The sequence below is a fragment of the Virgibacillus sediminis genome (assembly GCF_042643265.1).
GTDB classification, from domain to species: Bacteria; Bacillota; Bacilli; order Bacillales; family Amphibacillaceae; genus Virgibacillus_O; species Virgibacillus_O sediminis.
On the sequence record NZ_JBHRRZ010000005.1, the window covers coordinates 14,832 to 32,745 of the forward strand.

At 45.4% G+C, this 17,914-nt stretch carries 16 protein-coding genes; 10 read left to right on the plus strand and 6 right to left on the minus strand.

All coding sequences use genetic code 11. The features are described 5' to 3' along the window. Positions 1–42: 42 nt before the first annotated feature. Genes sat through cysC form a run of 3 tightly spaced genes read left to right on the plus strand, consistent with a single transcriptional unit; the run spans position 43 to position 3,627 of the window. Complete coding sequence (gene sat / locus ACFODW_RS03170) at positions 43–1,221, plus strand: sulfate adenylyltransferase (protein WP_390302871.1); 1,179 nt, start codon at positions 43–45, stop codon at positions 1,219–1,221. A gap of 17 nt (positions 1,222–1,238) precedes the next feature. After that, positions 1,239–3,017, plus strand: coding sequence for an SLC13 family permease (locus ACFODW_RS03175; RefSeq protein WP_390302874.1), 1,779 nt, complete (start codon positions 1,239–1,241; stop codon positions 3,015–3,017). 10 nt (positions 3,018–3,027) lie between these two features. Further along, a complete protein-coding gene (gene cysC, locus ACFODW_RS03180; protein WP_390302877.1) occupies positions 3,028–3,627 on the plus strand; it encodes an adenylyl-sulfate kinase in 600 nt (199 codons plus the stop codon). Between the two features lie 92 nt (positions 3,628–3,719). Here cysC and ACFODW_RS03185 read toward each other — a convergent pair whose 3' ends face one another. The 3 genes from ACFODW_RS03185 to ACFODW_RS03195 form a co-directional block, all read right to left on the minus strand. Then, complete coding sequence (locus ACFODW_RS03185) at positions 3,720–4,697, minus strand: bile acid:sodium symporter family protein (protein WP_390302880.1); 978 nt, start codon at positions 4,695–4,697, stop codon at positions 3,720–3,722. Then, the gene (locus ACFODW_RS03190; protein ID WP_390302883.1) at positions 4,694–6,097 is read right to left on the minus strand and encodes an FAD-binding oxidoreductase; all 1,404 of its coding nucleotides are present in this window, start codon (positions 6,095–6,097) and stop codon (positions 4,694–4,696) included. Before ACFODW_RS03190 ends, ACFODW_RS03185 begins: the two co-directional genes overlap by 4 nt. 405 nt (positions 6,098–6,502) lie before the next feature. Further along, entirely contained in the window at positions 6,503–8,224 is a 1,722-nt protein-coding gene (locus tag ACFODW_RS03195; RefSeq protein ID WP_390302886.1) for a putative bifunctional diguanylate cyclase/phosphodiesterase, read from the minus strand. Between the two features lie 138 nt (positions 8,225–8,362). On the opposite strand from ACFODW_RS03195, the gene ACFODW_RS03200 reads away from it, so the two are divergent. Then, positions 8,363–8,728 carry a hypothetical protein gene (locus ACFODW_RS03200; RefSeq protein WP_390302889.1) on the plus strand — a complete coding sequence of 122 codons (366 nt, stop codon included), beginning with the start codon at positions 8,363–8,365 and terminating at the stop codon, positions 8,726–8,728. Positions 8,729–9,041: 313 nt separating this feature from the next. On the opposite strand, the gene galU is transcribed toward ACFODW_RS03200, so the two are convergent. Next, positions 9,042–9,917, minus strand: coding sequence for a UTP--glucose-1-phosphate uridylyltransferase GalU (gene galU / locus ACFODW_RS03205; RefSeq protein ID WP_390302892.1), 876 nt, complete (start codon positions 9,915–9,917; stop codon positions 9,042–9,044). Positions 9,918–10,113: 196 nt separating this feature from the next. On the opposite strand from galU, the gene ACFODW_RS03210 reads away from it, so the two are divergent. From ACFODW_RS03210 to ACFODW_RS03230, 5 genes are all read left to right on the plus strand, one after another. After that, the gene (locus ACFODW_RS03210; protein WP_390302894.1) at positions 10,114–11,196 is read left to right on the plus strand and encodes a tetratricopeptide repeat-containing glycosyltransferase family 2 protein; all 1,083 of its coding nucleotides are present in this window, start codon (positions 10,114–10,116) and stop codon (positions 11,194–11,196) included. Positions 11,197–11,232: 36 nt separating this feature from the next. Next, positions 11,233–12,204 (plus strand): glycosyltransferase family 2 protein, encoded by a 972-nt coding sequence (locus tag ACFODW_RS03215; protein WP_390302897.1) that lies wholly within the window; start codon positions 11,233–11,235, stop codon positions 12,202–12,204. Positions 12,205–12,394: 190 nt separating this feature from the next. Further along, positions 12,395–12,775 carry a hypothetical protein gene (locus tag ACFODW_RS03220; RefSeq protein ID WP_390302900.1) on the plus strand — a complete coding sequence of 127 codons (381 nt, stop codon included), beginning with the start codon at positions 12,395–12,397 and terminating at the stop codon, positions 12,773–12,775. A gap of 136 nt (positions 12,776–12,911) precedes the next feature. Continuing rightward, a complete protein-coding gene (locus ACFODW_RS03225) occupies positions 12,912–13,268 on the plus strand; it encodes a hypothetical protein (protein ID WP_390302903.1) in 357 nt (118 codons plus the stop codon). 222 nt (positions 13,269–13,490) lie between these two features. Then, positions 13,491–14,294, plus strand: a complete 804-nt coding sequence (locus ACFODW_RS03230; protein WP_390302906.1) for a hypothetical protein — start codon at positions 13,491–13,493, stop codon at positions 14,292–14,294. A 45-nt stretch (positions 14,295–14,339) separates the two neighbouring features. Here the strand turns inward: ACFODW_RS03230 and ACFODW_RS03235 are convergent, their stop codons facing one another. Both ACFODW_RS03235 and ACFODW_RS03240 read right to left on the minus strand, forming a co-directional pair. Next, a complete protein-coding gene (locus tag ACFODW_RS03235; RefSeq protein WP_390302909.1) occupies positions 14,340–15,593 on the minus strand; it encodes a DNA polymerase IV in 1,254 nt (417 codons plus the stop codon). Between the two features lie 152 nt (positions 15,594–15,745). After that, positions 15,746–16,009: a hypothetical protein gene (locus ACFODW_RS03240; RefSeq protein ID WP_390302912.1), complete on the minus strand. Its 264-nt coding sequence runs from the start codon at positions 16,007–16,009 to the stop codon at positions 15,746–15,748. Between the two features lie 294 nt (positions 16,010–16,303). Here ACFODW_RS03240 and dacB point away from each other — a divergent pair, with 294 nt between their 5' ends. Further along, positions 16,304–17,710 carry a D-alanyl-D-alanine carboxypeptidase/D-alanyl-D-alanine endopeptidase gene (gene dacB, locus ACFODW_RS03245; RefSeq protein ID WP_390302915.1) on the plus strand — a complete coding sequence of 469 codons (1,407 nt, stop codon included), beginning with the start codon at positions 16,304–16,306 and terminating at the stop codon, positions 17,708–17,710. The last annotated feature ends 204 nt before the right edge of the window (positions 17,711–17,914 follow it).

Sequence of the window (17,914 nt, forward strand, 5' to 3'; positions counted from 1 at the left end):
TTGATCGACTGTCAGATAAATATATTCAATGGAGGGTTTAACATGACATTGACCGAGCGGAAACAAGAGGAAACTATTCAACCGCATGGGGGGGAATTAGTGCAGCGTGAGCTGGATGGTGCTGAAAGAGAAGCATACCTGAACCAATTGGATTCTCTGCCACAGCACAGACTGGATGCTTGGAGCTTATCAGACCTGGAGCTGATCGGTATCGGAGGGTTCAGCCCATTGACCGGTTTTATGGGAGAAGAAGATTATAACCGAGTCATTGAAGAGATGCGCTTGAAGGATGGCACGATCTGGAGTGTACCGATTACGCTTCCTGCTGACAAAAAAGAAGCAGACAGGTATGAAATAGGTTCCACTATTGCCTTGGTCGACGAAGATGATGTCTTTTATGGTGTATTGGAACTGCAAGAGAAATATACCTATGACAAAGAAAAAGAAGCCCGTCAAGTCTACGGTACTACAGAAGAGGCCCATCCTGGGGTCAAAAAAATCTTTAGCAAAGGTGAAGTATACCTGGCAGGGCCGATTTATCTGTTGAACCGGCCGGGCCACGGAGGGTTCGAAGATTTTTATCTAGTGCCTACTGAGACACGTCAAATGTTTGCCGATCTGAATTGGAAAACAGTGGTCGGTTTCCAAACGCGCAATCCGGTCCACCGGGCGCATGAATACATTCAGAAAAGTGCTCTCGAATCAGTGGACGGTCTGTTGTTGAACCCACTTGTAGGGGAGACCAAATCGGATGACATATCAGCAGAAATCCGTATGGAGAGCTATCAAGTGATTCTTAAAAACTATTATCCTGAAGAACGGACCCGATTAGTTATCTATCCGGCAGCTATGCGCTATGCCGGACCGAAAGAGGCTATCCTGCATGCAATTGTCCGTAAGAACTATGGTTGCACCCACTTCATAGTGGGCAGGGATCATGCCGGTGTCGGTGATTACTACGGAACGTATGAAGCTCAAGAATTAATCTCTCAATACGAGGATGAACTGGGAATTCAAATCTTTAAATTCGAGCATGCCTTCTATTGCACGAAGTGTGAGAACATGGCAACACAGAAAACATGTCCACATGATAAAGAAAACCATGTTCATTTAAGCGGCACCAAAGTGCGTGAAAAGCTTCGCAATGGGGAAGAACTCCCAAGGGAATTTTCCCGTCCGGAGGTTGCGGCAGTCCTGATTAAAGGAATGAAAGAAAATTAACCAAAGGGATGGTTCCAGTGACGCCTGATATGATTTTTGTACTAATTATGGTCATCATCATGTTGGGCGCACTACTCTTTGAATTGGGGAGCCCGGCGATGGTTGTTTTTTCAGTGCTTACCATCTTTATGATCACCGGTATCCTGACTCCGAAAGAAGCCTTGAGCGGCTTTTCAAATGAAGGAATGCTGACCATCGGGCTATTGTTTGTCATAGCTGGTGCTATCCAGAAGAGCGGCATTCTGGAGCGGCTGATGAAATCTTGGCTTGCCGGAAGCCGCAGCATGATTGTTTCTATGGTACGCTTTTTTATCCCGGTCTCACTTTTTTCCGGGTTTCTGAATAATACACCGATCGTTGTCACTTTTACACCCTTACTCAAAAATTGGTGCGAAGAACATGGTGTTGCACCTTCGAAATTCTTAATCCCGCTATCGTATGCCACCATCCTCGGTGGGACGATCACGGTAATCGGAACGTCTACCAATCTTATCGTCCACACTATGCTGGTGGATTATGGATTTGAGGGTTTTACACTTTTTCAATTGGCGGTGATAGGAGTTCCGATTACTATTGTGGGGTTGATTTATTTATTTACTGTCGGATACCGTCTGCTGCCGGAATATAAAGGGTTCCAGCAGCAGGTCAAAGAAGATTCCAGGGAGTATATCGCAGAGTTGATCGTGGAACCTTCTTTTCCTTATATGAATAAAAGTGTGGAGCAGGCAGGTTTGAAAGATTTCCCTGGGCTCTATTTAATAGAAATCATCCGGGGCAAGGAACGTATTTCTCCGGTCCGTGCCAGTACAGTCATACAGGCGGATGACCGTTTGATCTTTTCGGGGCTTATTTCCACCTTGAAAGATGTTCAGATGACAAAGGGACTCACCTTAAGAACAGGGACAGATCTGGAGCTGGATGAATTGAAGAATGGCAATACTGCGATTGTGGAAGCTGTAGTATCGCATCAATCTTCCTTGCAGTCCAAGTCGATCAAGCAATCCAAATTCCGTTCGACGTATGATGCCGGCGTCATTGCCGTGCATCGGAAAAATGAACGGATTGAAAGCAAGGTGGGAGATATTGTCTTAAAGCCCGGGGACACCCTCCTCCTGCTGACAGGCAGGGATTTCGTAGAGAAGTATGAGAGGTCCGAGGATTTTTATGTGTTAGCTCCCTTGGATTCTCCAGAGTCTTTGACTCGTGACCCGGTAAAGGGTTGGTTTTCCATTATTATTTTCGCTGTAATGATTTTGCTTGTCACCATCGGCTTGCTGAGCATGTTTGAGGCCATGGCACTGGCTGTTGTCTTGCTGTTTGCAACGAACATCATCACAGCGGGGGATGCAAAAAAATATATTCATTTTCATGTTCTGCTGTTGATAGCCAGTTCATTCGGCATCGGGCTTGCCATGTCAAAAACAGGTCTTGCTCAATGGATTGCCGAGGGGCTTCTCGCAGTGGGGGAACCAATGGGACTGTTTGCGATTCTGCTGTTAATGTATCTGATGACCAATATATTCACGGAATTAATCACCAATAGTGCAGCAGCAGTATTGATGGTGCCTATCGGATTCGAGATGGCTGCAAATCTTCAGCTGGACCCGATCGGTTTCGCAGCCACTATTGCCATTGCGTCTTCTGCAAGCTTCATCACCCCAATCGGTTACCAGACAAATCTCATCGTCTATGGGCCGGGAGGATATAAATTTACAGATTATATAAAAGTAGGCATTCCACTCAGCATTCTCGTCATGTTTATCACTGTTACGATTGCTTATTGCTGGTGGTTCTAGGAGGTATAATATGGGTACATCTACCAATATCGTGTGGCATGAATCAATTGTCACCAAAGAAGAAAGGCAAAAACTGAATAATCATAAAAGTGCCGTATTGTGGTTTACCGGCTTATCAGGCTCAGGAAAATCCACGATATCTACAGCACTTGAGAAAGAACTTCACCTAAGAGGCATCCGCACATATCGTCTGGATGGGGATAATGTACGCCACGGGCTAAATAAAAATCTGGGGTTCAGCCCGGAGGATCGTACGGAAAATATCCGTAGAATCGGGGAAGTGGCGAAGCTTATGACAGACGCAGGCCTGCTTACGTTGACAGCCTTCATTTCCCCTTATAGGGAAGACAGGGATAATGTGAGGGAGTTGCTGGATGAAGGGGAGTTTATTGAAGTCTACGCAAAATGCAGTGTGGAGGAATGTGAATCACGTGATCCAAAAGGGCTTTACAAGAAAGCCAGAGCAGGGGAGATCAAACAGTTCACAGGAATTGATGCACCATATGAAGAACCTGCTGATCCAGAGCTGACCATTGATACGGAGAACCAGTCGTTGGAGGAATCGGTTGAGGCAGTCATTTCTTATTTAAAAGAGAATAATTATATTTAATAGAAAGGCCAGACGCTGCAATCGTCTGGCCTTTCATTTAGTATGGAGAGGATTACTGCAGGAGAATCCCCGACATCCTCTTCACAAAAAATCTACTGTGCCTTTCCTGTAGGCTGTATCTCCGAGTCAATCCCTTCTTCTTTGCCAACTTTTCTCTTGGACCAAAAGGAAGCTAATAGAGAGCCGGTGATATTATGCCAAACCGCTGCTGCGGCGCTTGGCAAGGCAGCCAGAGGTTCAAAATGCACGGTGGCAAGCGATACACCAAGCCCGGAATTCTGCATGCCGACTTCCAGGGAGATCGCTCTCCGCTTTGTCTCATCCAATCTCATAGCAAGGGCTGCCAGATAACCGAGCAGTACGCCAAATGCATTATGAATCACTACAGACGCAAACACCAACAGGCCGGAGGAAGCGATGCTTTCCACATTGCCGGAAACAACAGCTGCTACAATGATGATGATTGCTGTTACCGATATGAGTGGCACCACGTCGATGCTTTTTTCCACCGCTGTCGGAAACATGCGTTTAATCAATAGGCCAAGTACAATAGGCACAATGATTACTTGGAAAATGGAAAGGAACATCGCAGCCGGATCTACGGGCATCCATTGGCCTGCAAGCATTAGCAGGATGAATGGAGTGGCCACAGGAGCCAACAGTGTTGAAAATGAAGTCATCGCAATCGACAGGGCTACATCCCCTTTGGCGAGATACACCATCACATTAGAAGAGGTTCCTCCGGGGACAGACCCGAGAAGCACCAGACCGGCCGCAACAGCTGGCGGCAGATCCAGCAGATAAGCGATGGAGAAGGCTGCCAGCGGCATGATGATAAACTGTGCTGCTACACCAATCAAAACCGGGACCGGTTTGGTCAGTATCAGCTTGAAGTCCACTGCTTTCAGGGTGAGCCCCATGCCGAACATGACAATCCCAAGCAGGATGCTGACATAGGCGCCGAGCCAGCTGAACTGGTCGGGGGAGAAAAAGGCAATGGCCGCCACAACGATGACCAACACGGCAAAGTATTTTCCTGCTAGCTTACTGATCGTATTTAAAAAGTTCATTTCATTGCCTCCTGTTCTTCGTATGAGAGTTTACCTGGGTTCAATACGCCTTTCGGATCAAGTGCTTGCTTAATTTTATCCATAACCTTTAGTGCGTTCTCATGTTCTTTGAGCTGATATTTCCGTTTGCCGATACCTACTCCATGCTCACCGGTACAAGTACCGCCGCGAGAAAGAGCATATTCAACAATCCGGGCATTCAGCTCTTGTGCCTTTTCCACTTCTTCCTTATTGTCCATATCAATCATCAGAAGTACATGGTAATTGCCGTCACCGACATGGCCAGTGATACCGCCTGGCAGTCCGAGATTCCCAAGTGCCTCCCTGGCATGATGGATGGCGCCGGCCATTTCGGTAATCGGCAGGCATACGTCGGTAACCATCAATTTGCGTCCCGGGTATCCATGGACATAGGCATAAGCTAAATTATGACGTGCTTCCCACAGCTGGTTGCGAGCCTTTGTTTCTGTTTCGAATTGAAGATCCAGGCTGCCGAAATCCTGAAGTATCTCTTTAGTAAAGTCGACATCCTGGCTCAAGCCTGCTTCATTGCCATGGAACTCCATAAAAAGGGTAGGGACCTCCTGGTAATTCAGTTCGCTATAGTTATTCACTTGCTTCATTGAAGGTTCATCAACGATTTCTATCCTGGCGACCGGCACCCCTGCCTGCAGTACAGCTGTTACCGCTTCGACTGCTTGGTCCACAGAAGGAAAAGCAGCACGTGCTGCGGTAATGTGCTCCGGAATGCCATAGACTTTAAGCGTGAGTTCAGTGAAGCATCCTAAGGTTCCCTCCGATCCGACGAACAGGCCGTTGAGGTGGTAGCCTGATGATGATTTTGCTGCAAGGCTTCCGGAATGAATGATTGATCCGTCTGCAAGCACTACCTCCATATCACGGACATTCTCCCGCATAATTCCGTACCTCACAGACAAGGTACCGCTGGCATTGGTGGCTGCCATGCCTCCAATAGTGGCATCTGCGCCTGGATCGACAGGAAAGAACAATCCATATTTTTTCAATTCCTTATTCAGTTGGGTTCTTGTTACTCCCGGTTGTACGGTGACGAGGAAATCTTTCTCTTTGATTTCAATCACTTTGTTCATCAGGGAAAAATCGATGCTGATTCCGTGTTCCACAGGGACCACATGACCTTCCAGGCTGGAACCGAGGCCAAATGGGGTTACCGCCACCTCATAACGGTCTGCAATCCGCATGATGCTGCTTACTTCGTCTTTATCTGCAGGGAACACTACCACATCAGGTGGTACTGGAGTATGATAGGATTCATCATGGCTATGCCTTTCCAGTACGGTGGGGTTCTCACTGATTTGGTCTTCTTTCAGTAATGCTCTCAATTCCGTGACAGCTTCTTGTATTGCTGCTACCAATTCCATCTCTCCTTTGCCGTCTTTTTTGTTTTCTATGTAATTTAAAAACTACATCATATTAGAACTTTCCGACTTTACCATCTAGTATATCGGACGGGTTTTTATAAGTCTATATGAATGTTGGATATTAACTAACAGAGTGAGAGGGTGTTCACCCTAGTAGAATAGAAGAGGATGGGGGAAAGTGTTAATCAAATGAAATGGCTGGAAATTTTGTTTAGTGGGTATAGCCGCTCCGGGAATATATTTCGCATTTTCCACGGGCGGCTGCTGAGCCACCGAGTGCTCTTGCACTTCGGCGTCTCGCCTAGGCCTTTTTTTCCGTAGTAGTATGCGTATATTCCCTTCGCTAACTAGAGCTTAAAGCTACTGTTTTTAGTAAAGCAACTTAGTTTTATTCAAAATTTGTCTCTACTTTCTCGGCGGTAGGTCCGAGCGGTTGATTTGTTGATAGATTAAAGCTATTTCTTCTTGGTTGACAGGTTTACTAAAGAAATATCCTTGTCCTTCATTGCATTTCTGCTCCCTTAAATAGAGTAGCTGATTTATACTTTCTATACCTTCGGCGAGCACTTTGAATTTTAGATTTTTTCCTATATGGATGATGGTGTTTACCAGAAACTCCCCATCAGCATCCAAGTCGTCGATGAATGATTTATCAATTTTTAGGGTGTCAATGGGCAGTTTCTTTAAATAGCTCAAGGAGGAATACCCTGTGCCAAAATCATCGATGGACACTTTCACCCCGATTTCCTTCAGACTGCTCAGCGTGTCCGAAGAATCTTTGATCTGCAGGATGGTGCCTTCTGTTATCTCCAATTCGAGATAAGAAGCATCCAGCTGTGTTTCAGCGAGGATTTCTTTCAGTTCCCAGGCAAAGCTTTTATCCCTCAGCTGAATCGGTGAAACGTTCACTGAGGCGCGTTCCATAATGATTCCCTGCTCCTGCCAGGACTTCATCTGGCTGCATACTTCATAAAGCACCCATTTGCCAACAGGGATAATCAGACCCAAATTCTCCAGCATAGGGATGAATTCATTAGGAGGCACCGTACCAAGCTCCGGATTATTCCAGCGCAACAGAGCCTCAATGCCTACCATCTGATTGGTTGTCAAGTTAATTAACGGCTGATAGACTACGGAAAATTCACGATTCTCCAGGGCCTTTCTCAGTTTCATCTCCAATTGATAGATTCGCTGTATTTCCATATTCTGATTCGGCGTGTTAAAGCAAAATTGATTGCCGCCCTGAGTTTTGGCATGATACATAGCTGTGTCAGCCTTGCTGATCAATGTTTCAACAAAACCTTCAAAATATGTCTCTCTGGTTCCGAGAACTCCCTGGCTGATGCCGATGCTCGCCGATAGAATGATTTGATTGTTATTTACACAATAAGGCTCGGCAATTCTGGTAAGAATTCTTTCCACCACGGGGATGATAGCCTGGCGTTCCTGTTTATTCAAGATGATGATGAATTCATCTCCGCCCTGCCTGGTGAGAAAATCCTCCGTGTCGAGGCAGTCGTTCAATCGGTTGGCTACTTCTTGAAGAAGAAGGTCGCCCAAACTGTGGCCAAAATTGTCATTAATCGATTTGAAACGGTCAAGGTCTACAAAGAGAACGGTATAAGGGTGCTCCTCTCCTGCAGTATGGCCGGCCATCCATCTGTTCAGCTGATGCCGGTTGGGAAGCCCTGTCAGCGGATCGGTATAGGCCATCGCCTTGATATGGTCTTCATATTCCTTCCGTTTCGTAATGTCATGCCGGATAGAAATATACTGATATGGTTTTCCCTGGTCATTCAGGAAAGGTACAATGGTCGTGTCCACCCAATAATAGCTTCCATCCTTGGCCCGGTTTTTGATTTCCCCTCTCCATACTTTACCAGTCCCTATGCACTTCCACATCTCTTTGAAGAAAGATCTTGGGTGATGGCCCGAGTTTACTATACGTTGATTGCTACCGATCAGTTCTTCTCGCGGATACTTTGATATTTCACAGAATTTATTATTGGCAAATTGTATGGTTCCCCGGCTGTCGGTAATGGCGATTATCGATGACTCATTCAGGGCTGTTTCTATATCTTTCAGCTTTTGCTGTGTCTCTAGCAATAGGTTTGCGTCGTTATTCATGATAGGACCTCATCTCTGTCTTAAGGCATAGTTCCATTATACTACATAAGGGAAATTTTGGATATTGGGTCACTGCTTGTAAGACACAGTGCGAGGGGAGAGGGGCATATAATTAATAATCAAAGGAGGGAGCTTCTTATGTACTATTGGTATTACCCATACTATTGTCCCGGCTGCTATTATGGGCCTGTATATCCATCTGTACGTCAATATCCTCCGGTGGATCCGGATTTTTTCCATCAGTCTGCAAATGAGATGAAAAAGCTTATGCAGGATGTCAGTCTTGTATTGGATAAATTGGCAGATTCTAAGGAATTTGATGAGCAAGTCATGCACGCCGCACAGGTGGCCGATCAGGAAGAGGTGGAGCGGCTAATTGAGAGCGCCGGTATCAGCTCAGCTGTAGAGATTACGTTCAACCCGGATAATATAAGGCTGGAATTCAGCTCCAAGATAGAGGGGGAAGACTGCTGTCATATTTCGATAGCACTGAGGTGGCGGTAGGAGAAATACCGAAACCATAGAGAAGGCAAAAAACGCCTCACACATGGATAAGATCCGGTTTTTGGATCCTTCAATGTGTGAGGATTCGGGTTAACGATGATTATTTCACGCTTTATCCTTTGTTCTTTTGTTAGCTTGCAAGTTTTTGTTAATCATACAGGTTACTCCTCCTAGCAGTGAGGAATAATGCCGTTATGTCACAGACTTACCACCTTTTCAAATCTTTGGGAGGGTATGGAAGGACATTGTTGCTATATGGGCAATTCTCAGCTGATATTCTCTCGACTATCTGGTATAATGTCACTTTTGTTCCTCATGATCTTGTATTTATATCCTTAATATATGAAAGTATTTCTTCCCTCATATTCTTTCTTTTCAAAGCAGTATCGATGGTTGCTTTTACGAACCCGACCTTTTCTCCAATATCGTAGCGCTGTCCTTCAAAGCTATAAGCGAATACCGCCTGTTGTCTGCAAAGTTCATTGATGGCGTCTGTCAGCTGCAGTTCATTCCCCCTACCAATTGGAAGATCAGCAAGAATATCAAATATTTCAGGCCGCAATATATATCTTCCTATAATGGCATGGTTGGAAGGCGACTTCTCCATTTTAGGTTTCTCAATTAAAGCCTCTATCTGGTGAAGATTCGGATGACTTGTAGTGCCTCCCATCTTAATAATCCCGTACTTACTAACATCTATATCAGATACTTGCTGTGTGGCTACAATAGAACTGTTGTAGTGATTGAACATGTCAATCAGCTGCCGGAGGCATGGATATTCGGCCATTACAACATCATCACCTAGCAGAACGGCAAATGGTTCATTGGCAATAAAGTTTTTGGCATAAAGAATGGCATCCCCCAAACCTCTCGGATCTTTTTGACGGATATAATAGATATTGGCCAGGCTGGAAATATCTTGTATTTCCTTTAAAGAGGAAAGGCGGTTTTTTTGTTGTAATGTTTCTTCCAGCTCGTAAGATTTGTCAAAGTGGTCCTGGATAGCATTTTTCCCCCTTCCTATGATAATGGCAATTTCTTCAATACCTGAAGCGGCAGCTTCTTCAACGATATATTGGATTGCCGGCTTATCTAAAATGGGGAGCATTTCCTTTGGCTGAGCCTTCGTAGCGGGTAAAAAGCGGGTGCCCAGTCCTGCAGCTGGAATGATGGCTTTTCGGATAGTCATACACGGGCCTCCTTTCTCCAGACTGCCTTGTTATTTTCTATGCTCTGCAAAAAGATCTGGAACGTTTGTAGCCTATACAGAGGAAAAAGGTATGGCCTAAGGTCATTAGCTTGTAAATAATCTATATGTAGATAGTTACACAAAGTAAGGGGTTTTTTCATAGAATATGCAGACTGACGGTAAAGGGGGTGAGTGTTTGATTACCATCAGCTTGTGCATGATTGTGAAAGATGAGGAAGATACACTTCCAAACTGCCTGGATTCTATAAAAGATTGTGTCGACGAGATTGTAGTGGTGGACACGGGTTCTTCAGACAGAACGAAGGAGATTGCCCATCAATACACAAACCATGTCCATGATTTTGAATGGATTGATGATTTTTCAGCTGCACGCAATTTTTCATTCAAGCATGCCACCAAGGATTATATACTGTGGCTGGATGCAGATGATATATTACGGGAAGAAGATCGCAAAAAATTAATAAATTTAAAGAATAAATTGGACCCGTCTGTAAATGCAGTTTCTATGATTTACCACTATGCCTTTGATGAGTATGGAAATGTGACCCTCAGCTTCCGGAGAAACCGACTAGTCAGGAGAAAAGCCGGCTTTAAATGGCATGATCCCGTTCACGAGTATATAGCGGTAGATGGCCCTATTGTTCACTCGGATATTGTTGTGACTCATAAGAGGATCCATCATGCATCCGGAAGGAACCTTGCCATTTATGAAAAGCGACTGGAGAGAGGAGAGACATTCAGTGCTCGGGATTTATTTTATTATGCAAATGAATTAAGGGATCACCGGCAATACGAAAAGGCGGTTGATTATTACCAGAAGTTCCTGGACAGGGAAGATGGCTGGGTAGAGGATAAGATTTCTGCTTGTGATAAACTTGCTGATTGCTATTATCACTTGGGGGAAACAGACAGAGAAAGAGAGACTGTTTTCCAGTCATTCCTTTACGACAGTCCGAGGGCGGAATTCTGCTGCAGACTCGGATATCAATTTCTGAATAACCAGGAGTATAAGAAGGCTGCTTTTTGGTATGAGCTTGCTGCTTCTATGGAAAAGCCGGAAAAGAATATGGGTTTCTTATTAAATGACTGCTGGACTTGGCTGCCTCATCTTCAGTTATGTATCTGTTATTATCATCTGGGTGAGCATAAACGGGCTTATGAGCATAATGAGGTCGCGAGGAAATACCGGCCGAATGATCGGACCATCCTTAGTAATAAAGAATTCTTTGAAACGAACTTCCCGGATGACTGCAGATGATAGAGAGGACCTATTCTGTGAAGGAAGTGAATAAATATGTCTGTGACATATAGTGTAGTTATACCCACTTACAATCGTTCCCATCAATTGCTGCTTACGCTGACTTCTTTTGAAAATCAAACCTTTCCAGACAGCGAATTTGAAGTAATCGTGGTGAATGATGGTTCTAACGATGATACCGGGGATGTATTGGACTCTTACCGCCCTTCTTATAACTTCCATTATATTTCTAATCGTTCTCAGCAGGGAAGATCCAAGACAAGAAACATTGGAGCTAAACAGGCGAAAGGTAAATACCTTATCTTCTGCGATGCCGATTTTCTGGTGCTTCCTTCCTTTATTGAAGTGATAGATTCTTACCATCGAATATATAAAGATACCGTAATTTCTGGGGTACCGGAATCCTGGAAAGGAATCTACACACATTTTTACCCGGAATTTACAGACTATGAGAAAACAACTATTTCTTATTTTTTAAGCCAAAAGAAGCTATGGGATGATTCTTATCTGAATAGTAGTCAAGTTGTCGATATTCTCACACCTCAGGATATCCGGGAAAATATCGAAAAAGTGGAAGAAATGGTTGCCTGGTCGATGAGCCAAGAGGTAAGAAATGAATGCAGAAGGACGGATGTCGCCCCATGGCTATTGTGTATCACCAGATGTGTGTCGATGGAGAAGAAGCATTTTGACCAAGCAGGAGGTTTTTACGAGGGGTTTATCAAGTATGGGCTAGAAGATTGGGAACTCGGCTATCGCCTTCATAGGTTGGGAGTTTCGTTTATTAGTATGGATAAAACAATCGGCTACCATCAGGAACATCCCGTCAGTTTTCGAGGGGAAGATGGAAATGTGGAAAACCTGAAGATGATCTATAGAATGCACGGAACTTCTGATCCTGAGCTGGTGTTGATGGCGATTCACCCGCCATGGTCGGACTTCTATAATTATAAAAATGCGCTAAGAAGGCTGAAGGATTATCTCCCTCCTGAAGGAATCCTTTCTTAATAGGGAAGGGTTTCAAGTGTCTATAAATATATCAAGCTTCATTCATACCAGGCCCGGATAGGACATTATCCGGGTTATTTATATGCTTATGGATAGGTTGGATGACTTAATTTAGAACATAGGGAGACAGATACCCTAGCACTAAGAAAAACCGTTCATATATTACAAGTAAGAAAGGAGGTGCACAGCCATGGGGTGCGGACGTAGAAGATATTATGAGGATGATTACTGCAGAAGAGAGGACGAGGTTAGAAGATTGGAAGAGAAGCTGGATAACATCTTATTCCAGCTGCAACGGCAGGCCCAATGGCAGGACCAAGATCAAGAACAGGACCAAGACCAAAGACAACGCCAGTTTGACTTTGACGCGAGCAATTTTGAAAACATTGGTAATCCTTCCAACAAAATTGTCATAAATAATGAAGCAAATGGATTAGGCTTCCTTGCTGCAATCTTGGTGGCCTTGTCTTTATTAGGAAATGGCAATGATTCTGCTAGTCAAGCAACCATTGTTGAACTGATCAATTTGCTTCGTGAAACGAGTGGTACCACTACGGTCACCAACAGCTAATTAGTCCTGTCCTATGTAAAAACATTTAAAGCTGTAAGCAGGAGGCGTTTTGATTATTTTAATTGAAACAAGGCAGGAACCCTTTCATGTCCAACAGGGTTTCATATAGTACTAGTAAAGGAAAGGGGGTGCAGATATGGGATGCTGTAACAAGCATAGAAGACATCATGAAGATGATTCCCACAAAGACAGAAGAGATGTGAGAGGTGTGGAAGGTAGACTGGATAATCTTTTGGCTCAACTCCAGCGCCAGGCCCAATTGCAGGAACAAGACCAGGAGCAGGACCAAGATCAGAGACAACGTCAGGCTGACTTTGACTTCACCAGCTATGAGAATATCGGAAACCCAGAGAATAATATCGTTGTTAATAATGAAGATTCTGTTCCAGCCAGTCTAGCTGCAATTATAGCGGCTTTGTCCTTGGCAGGGGGTGATTCCGACCTCATTCAAGAACTGATCGACTTGTTGGAGGAACTACTAGGCAGTGCCTAGTTATCTAGAGGGCAGCAGAGAGTTGCATTCTCTGCTGCTTCCTTTTCAGTTCAAACTAAGTCCCTTTTTTAAAAGATATTCACCACAGAAAAAAATGTGCTGCCCAGAAATAGTATTCCAGCGAATATTAGCCTAAATGTTAGCAAGTCTATGCATCTATCCATCCGTATTTAAGAATCTGGCATATGATGTATAGAAACTATTACAGGAGGTGAATGTTTAATGTCTTTCAAAGATGAGTTTAAACGAATCATTCAGGACGAAATGAAGGAAATCAAAGAACATGCCAAAGCGGGCTCCCATAAAGAGAAGCACCACCATGATTGCGACGGTCATAACCACCATAAGAAGAAACACCATCATGATTGTGATTGTCATGACCACCATAAAAAGAAACATCACCATGATTGCGATTGTCATGACCACCATTGGAAAGATCATCATTGTAAACACTGTAAAAAGAAGGAGTGCTGCTGTGTTTGCCCGCCTGGACCGAAAGGTAAGAAAGGGCCGAAAGGAGATAGGGGCCCAAAAGGGAAGCGTGGCCCAACCGGCCCGACAGGACCAACGGGGCCAACCGGTCCGACAGGGCCAACAGGCGAACCAGGCGCCCCAGGGGTATTTATTGAATTTGACTGTACCGAAGTGGATGCAACCCCTCCAATTGTTCTGACTGCTACAGACCCAGAGGCAGATCTTGCAACAGTAACTATAAATGTTGATGACCCTAATAACACAGTATGGCTGACTGCTTTTGCCAACTGGACTTCCTCCGCGGGGAATGAAACCGTTCAATTTAGTATCGTCCGCGATGATGGGGAAGTAATCTGTACTACCACGGATACCTCTACTCAAGCAGGTGTGGGGCATACTACTACCCTTACTTGCTGTGATGAGATGCCGACCGAGGGACCTACAACTTATACGCTTGTTGCTGAAGCTCCTGATCTTTCAGGAAACCAAACAGTAACTATCCTTGGCGGTACTCTGACAGCAGCAGAAATAGCCGGCAACGCAAATGGATAGTCAATACCAAAAGCCTCACCTCATACTAGGTGAGGCTATTCTTTATCAAGCATAATGCCCACCGATTTTCCCGCTCCGTTCCAGAGTGATCCCAGCATCCGTATAGCTGGAGGCTCGCAGGATGGCGGTGGAGCCATATCTATCACGGATGTCATCCATTACATAGCCGATATCATTTTTCTTGGTTCTGTCCTCAAACAGGTCCAATTGGGTTTCCTGTTTGTCGAACAGGTTATCAAGGGTCACGTAAACCCGTCGGATGCTGCTTTTTCGATCATAGAATTCATAGAACAATTGCTGGCAGACATGATAGACATCCATCGTGACATTGGTGGGCAAGTCAATCGATCTGGAGCGGGAAAAGCCGCCGCCCGTTTCCTGGGAATAGCCGATGCCTAGGTGGATGGTTTTTCCGGATTTCCCGGCTGTCCGGGCCCGGCGGCATACCTCCTCACAGAGGTCGAGGATGCAGACGGATGTTTCCTCCGGGGAATAGTCCCTTAACAGGGAAATGCCATGTCCGAAGCCTTTCTGCTCCTGTCTGGTGAAGTCACCAAAGACAGGACTCAGATCAATTCCCCAGGCATGCCAGTACAGCTGCTCTCCCATGATGCCGAACCGCTTTTTCAGCCGGTCGGGATCGAATCTGGCAAGCTGTTCGAGGGTGATGATGCCCATCCGGTTGAGGTTGCGTTTCATCCTGCTGCCGATTCCCCAGATATCTTCGACAGGGAAGGGCCACAGCTTCTCCTCCACATCCTCATAGCGGCATTCCGCAATGCCTTCCTTCTTGGCGTGCAGATCCATGACAATCTTTGCCAGGAATTTATTATCCCCTATCCCAATGGAGGCGGTAATCCCGAAGCTTTCCATAATATCCTGCTTGATTTTGCGGGCAGCTTCCCACCGGCTGCCAAACAATCTTTCAATCCCATTCACGGTGACCCACACTTCATCCACGGAATATTGATGGATGGCCTCTTTAGGGACGTATTGGTTGATCAGTTTGGTGATTTCCACCGATACCTGCAGATAATCTGCCATATGTGCGGGTACGATATGGATGTCCGGATCATCTGGAAGTTCGAAAAAGCGGCTGACATTGCTGATGCCGTATCTTTTTTTTAATTCAGGCGAGGCGGCCAGTACAATGCTTCCCGAACGGTTCGGATCCCCCACCACAGCAAGCATTGTCTTCATTGGATCGAGCCCCAGTTTCACCGCTTCCACGCTTGCGTAGAATGAACGCATATCAATACACAGCACATCATGACGAGGGTAGGATGAATAATAATCCATGTATCTTCACCACCTAACAAGAACATTTGTTCTTATTGTATCTATTTAACCGTCCATAATCAATGGAAATAAATTGCAAGCCTCATATGTTCCAAATGAGAAAGGATGTGTATTAAAAAACAGGAAGCCTCTGATGAAGCTTCCTGCAGCTATTACAGTGTATTTCTTCCGGATTTCTGCTGCAGCTGTTGTTGTGCCTGCTGCAACTGCTTCTGTGCTTGCTGGAATTGAGGGTTGTTATCTACCTGTGTTCCCATTTGGGTCTGGGCTGTACGCAATCCCTGTTCTGCCTGCTGCAGCAGGCGCTGTGCTTCCTGAATCTGAGCTGGATCGGAACTCGTCTGTGCCTGTTCCATTGCTTGTTGGATTTGCTGTGTTGTTTCATACAGTTCTTGTTGTGGATTCTGTTCTGCCATTTTCTCGCACCTCCGGATTTTTGTTTGAGCTGATACAGGCTCTTTGTTTAGATTTTCCATAACTTTACGGTCCTATGTATAGGAAATGCGCCCCGTTCGGCGGCTAAGCGTTTCTTCCTGATTTTGGCTTCTAATGATCTGCAAGCTATTCCTGCTGCCGTTAAAAAAACCCTTTTTATGGACTAGCTATATATTGGCTGTATATTTTAAACATAAGGAAAAATAGGTGTTTTTTGCGTGGTTCTCCACTAAATAAATGGTATGCTGAAGAAAAGGAAAATAGGGGAGCGGTAGATGGTGGAGAAACAACTGAAGAAGTTTCTGAAAAGTGATCCAAGATTAAAAGGTGCCCTGGTGGGAGTCAGCATCAGATCGGCGAAGACAGGGGAGAAGCTGTTTGCCCATATGGGGGATATACGTTTCCGCCCTGCCTCCAATTTGAAATTGCTGACCTCAGCAGCGGCACTTACGGTACTTGGAGCTGGCTACACTTTTTCAACAGATCTTGGTACAGACGGCCGCGTGGAGGGAAAAACCTTAACCGGGAATTTGTTTTTACGGGGAAAAGGAGATCCGACTCTGATGCCGGCAGATCTCCGTCGTTTTGCGGAAAAGCTCAGGGAGAATGGAGTGGAACGGATTGAAGGAGATGTGATAGGTGATGATACATGGCATGATGATGTCCGCCTTTCCCCCGATCTCAATTGGAGTGATGAGCAGTATTATTATGGGGCACAGGTATCCGCACTGACGGTGGCCCCTGATGAGGATTATGATGCCGGTTCCCTCATCGTGGAGGTGGAGCCGGGCATGGCTGTTGGCGACAGGCCGGAAATCCGCATTTTTCCCGAAACGGATTATGTGAGAGTGATCAATGAAGCGCGGACTGTTTCAGGGGAGGAAGAGTCCGAGGTGATAGTGGAGCGGAAACATGCCGAGAACACAATCGTCGTGCAAGGAACCATTTCGCTTGGCGGGGAGAAGGAAAAAGAATGGATGTCCGTCTGGGATCCGACCCGCTATGCGGTGCATCTGTTCAGCCAAGCGCTTAAGGAGCAGGGGATCAGCTGGCACGGTGATTTGAACATAGGAAAAGCGCCGGAGGATATGACTGTATTATATACCGATCGTTCTATCCCACTTGCAGAGCTGCTGGTGCCATTCATGAAATTTAGCAATAATGGCCATGGGGAGATCATGGTAAAAGAAATGGGGAAAATAGCCTATGGAGAAGGCAGCTGGGAGAGAGGGCTGGAGGTGCTCAAGTCCGAACTGCCGAAACTGGGGGTCAAACAGAGTACGATATCTATACGTGATGGTTCCGGCCTTTCCCATTTCAATCTGATTCCTGCCAATGAGATCACCCAGCTGCTGTATGAAGTACAGAAAGAGGAGTGGTTTCCCGCATTTTTCCATTCCTTGCCGATTGCCGGGCATGAGGAACGAAGAATCGGTGGAACGTTGAGGGATAGAATGAAGGGTCTTTCCGTTCAGGCCAAAACGGGAACCATCCACGGTGTCAGCACATTGTCCGGCTATATGGATGATCCAGCTGGGGAAAGAGTCATCTTTTCCATCATGATTAATAATTTGCTGGATGAAGAGGAAGGGAAATCGATAGAGGATGACCTCCTGGATATAATGACAAAGTCCAGATGGGATCAGCAGGCGGACTCGACTTCGCTGAATATTTTAGACTGAAGAAAATCGGCAGACGCATCACTCAAAAGGGTGATGCGTTTTTTTAATGAAGTGGGAAAGCGCTCTTTCATGAACAGAGAACCCGTATTTATCACCTTTGTTTTGGTAGCCGCTTGGAATAAACCTTTCACACGGAAAGACCGGGATGAATACCTAATATATAGGGGTAGGTATTTACCCGTTTTAACCAAAAAAAGGAAGTGA

What these genes read in the sequence shown, in the direction of transcription:
- ACFODW_RS03220 (WP_390302900.1), top strand. Translation starts at nt 12,395, where the DNA reads ATGGGGTGCGGACGTAGAAGATATTATGAGGATGATTACTGCAGAAGA.
- cysC (WP_390302877.1), top strand. Translation starts at nt 3,028, where the DNA reads ATGGGTACATCTACCAATATCGTGTGGCATGAATCAATTGTCACCAAA.
- dacB (WP_390302915.1), top strand. Translation starts at nt 16,304, where the DNA reads ATGGTGGAGAAACAACTGAAGAAGTTTCTGAAAAGTGATCCAAGATTA.
- ACFODW_RS03225 (WP_390302903.1), top strand. Translation starts at nt 12,912, where the DNA reads ATGGGATGCTGTAACAAGCATAGAAGACATCATGAAGATGATTCCCAC.
- ACFODW_RS03200 (WP_390302889.1), top strand. Translation starts at nt 8,363, where the DNA reads ATGTACTATTGGTATTACCCATACTATTGTCCCGGCTGCTATTATGGG.
- sat (WP_390302871.1), top strand. Translation starts at nt 43, where the DNA reads ATGACATTGACCGAGCGGAAACAAGAGGAAACTATTCAACCGCATGGG.
- ACFODW_RS03235 (WP_390302909.1), bottom strand. Translation starts at nt 15,593, where the DNA reads ATGGATTATTATTCATCCTACCCTCGTCATGATGTGCTGTGTATTGAT.
- ACFODW_RS03230 (WP_390302906.1), top strand. Translation starts at nt 13,491, where the DNA reads ATGTCTTTCAAAGATGAGTTTAAACGAATCATTCAGGACGAAATGAAG.
- ACFODW_RS03195 (WP_390302886.1), bottom strand. Translation starts at nt 8,224, where the DNA reads ATGAATAACGACGCAAACCTATTGCTAGAGACACAGCAAAAGCTGAAA.
- ACFODW_RS03185 (WP_390302880.1), bottom strand. Translation starts at nt 4,697, where the DNA reads ATGAACTTTTTAAATACGATCAGTAAGCTAGCAGGAAAATACTTTGCC.
- ACFODW_RS03240 (WP_390302912.1), bottom strand. Translation starts at nt 16,009, where the DNA reads ATGGCAGAACAGAATCCACAACAAGAACTGTATGAAACAACACAGCAA.
- galU (WP_390302892.1), bottom strand. Translation starts at nt 9,917, where the DNA reads ATGACTATCCGAAAAGCCATCATTCCAGCTGCAGGACTGGGCACCCGC.
- ACFODW_RS03190 (WP_390302883.1), bottom strand. Translation starts at nt 6,097, where the DNA reads ATGGAATTGGTAGCAGCAATACAAGAAGCTGTCACGGAATTGAGAGCA.
- ACFODW_RS03215 (WP_390302897.1), top strand. Translation starts at nt 11,233, where the DNA reads ATGTCTGTGACATATAGTGTAGTTATACCCACTTACAATCGTTCCCAT.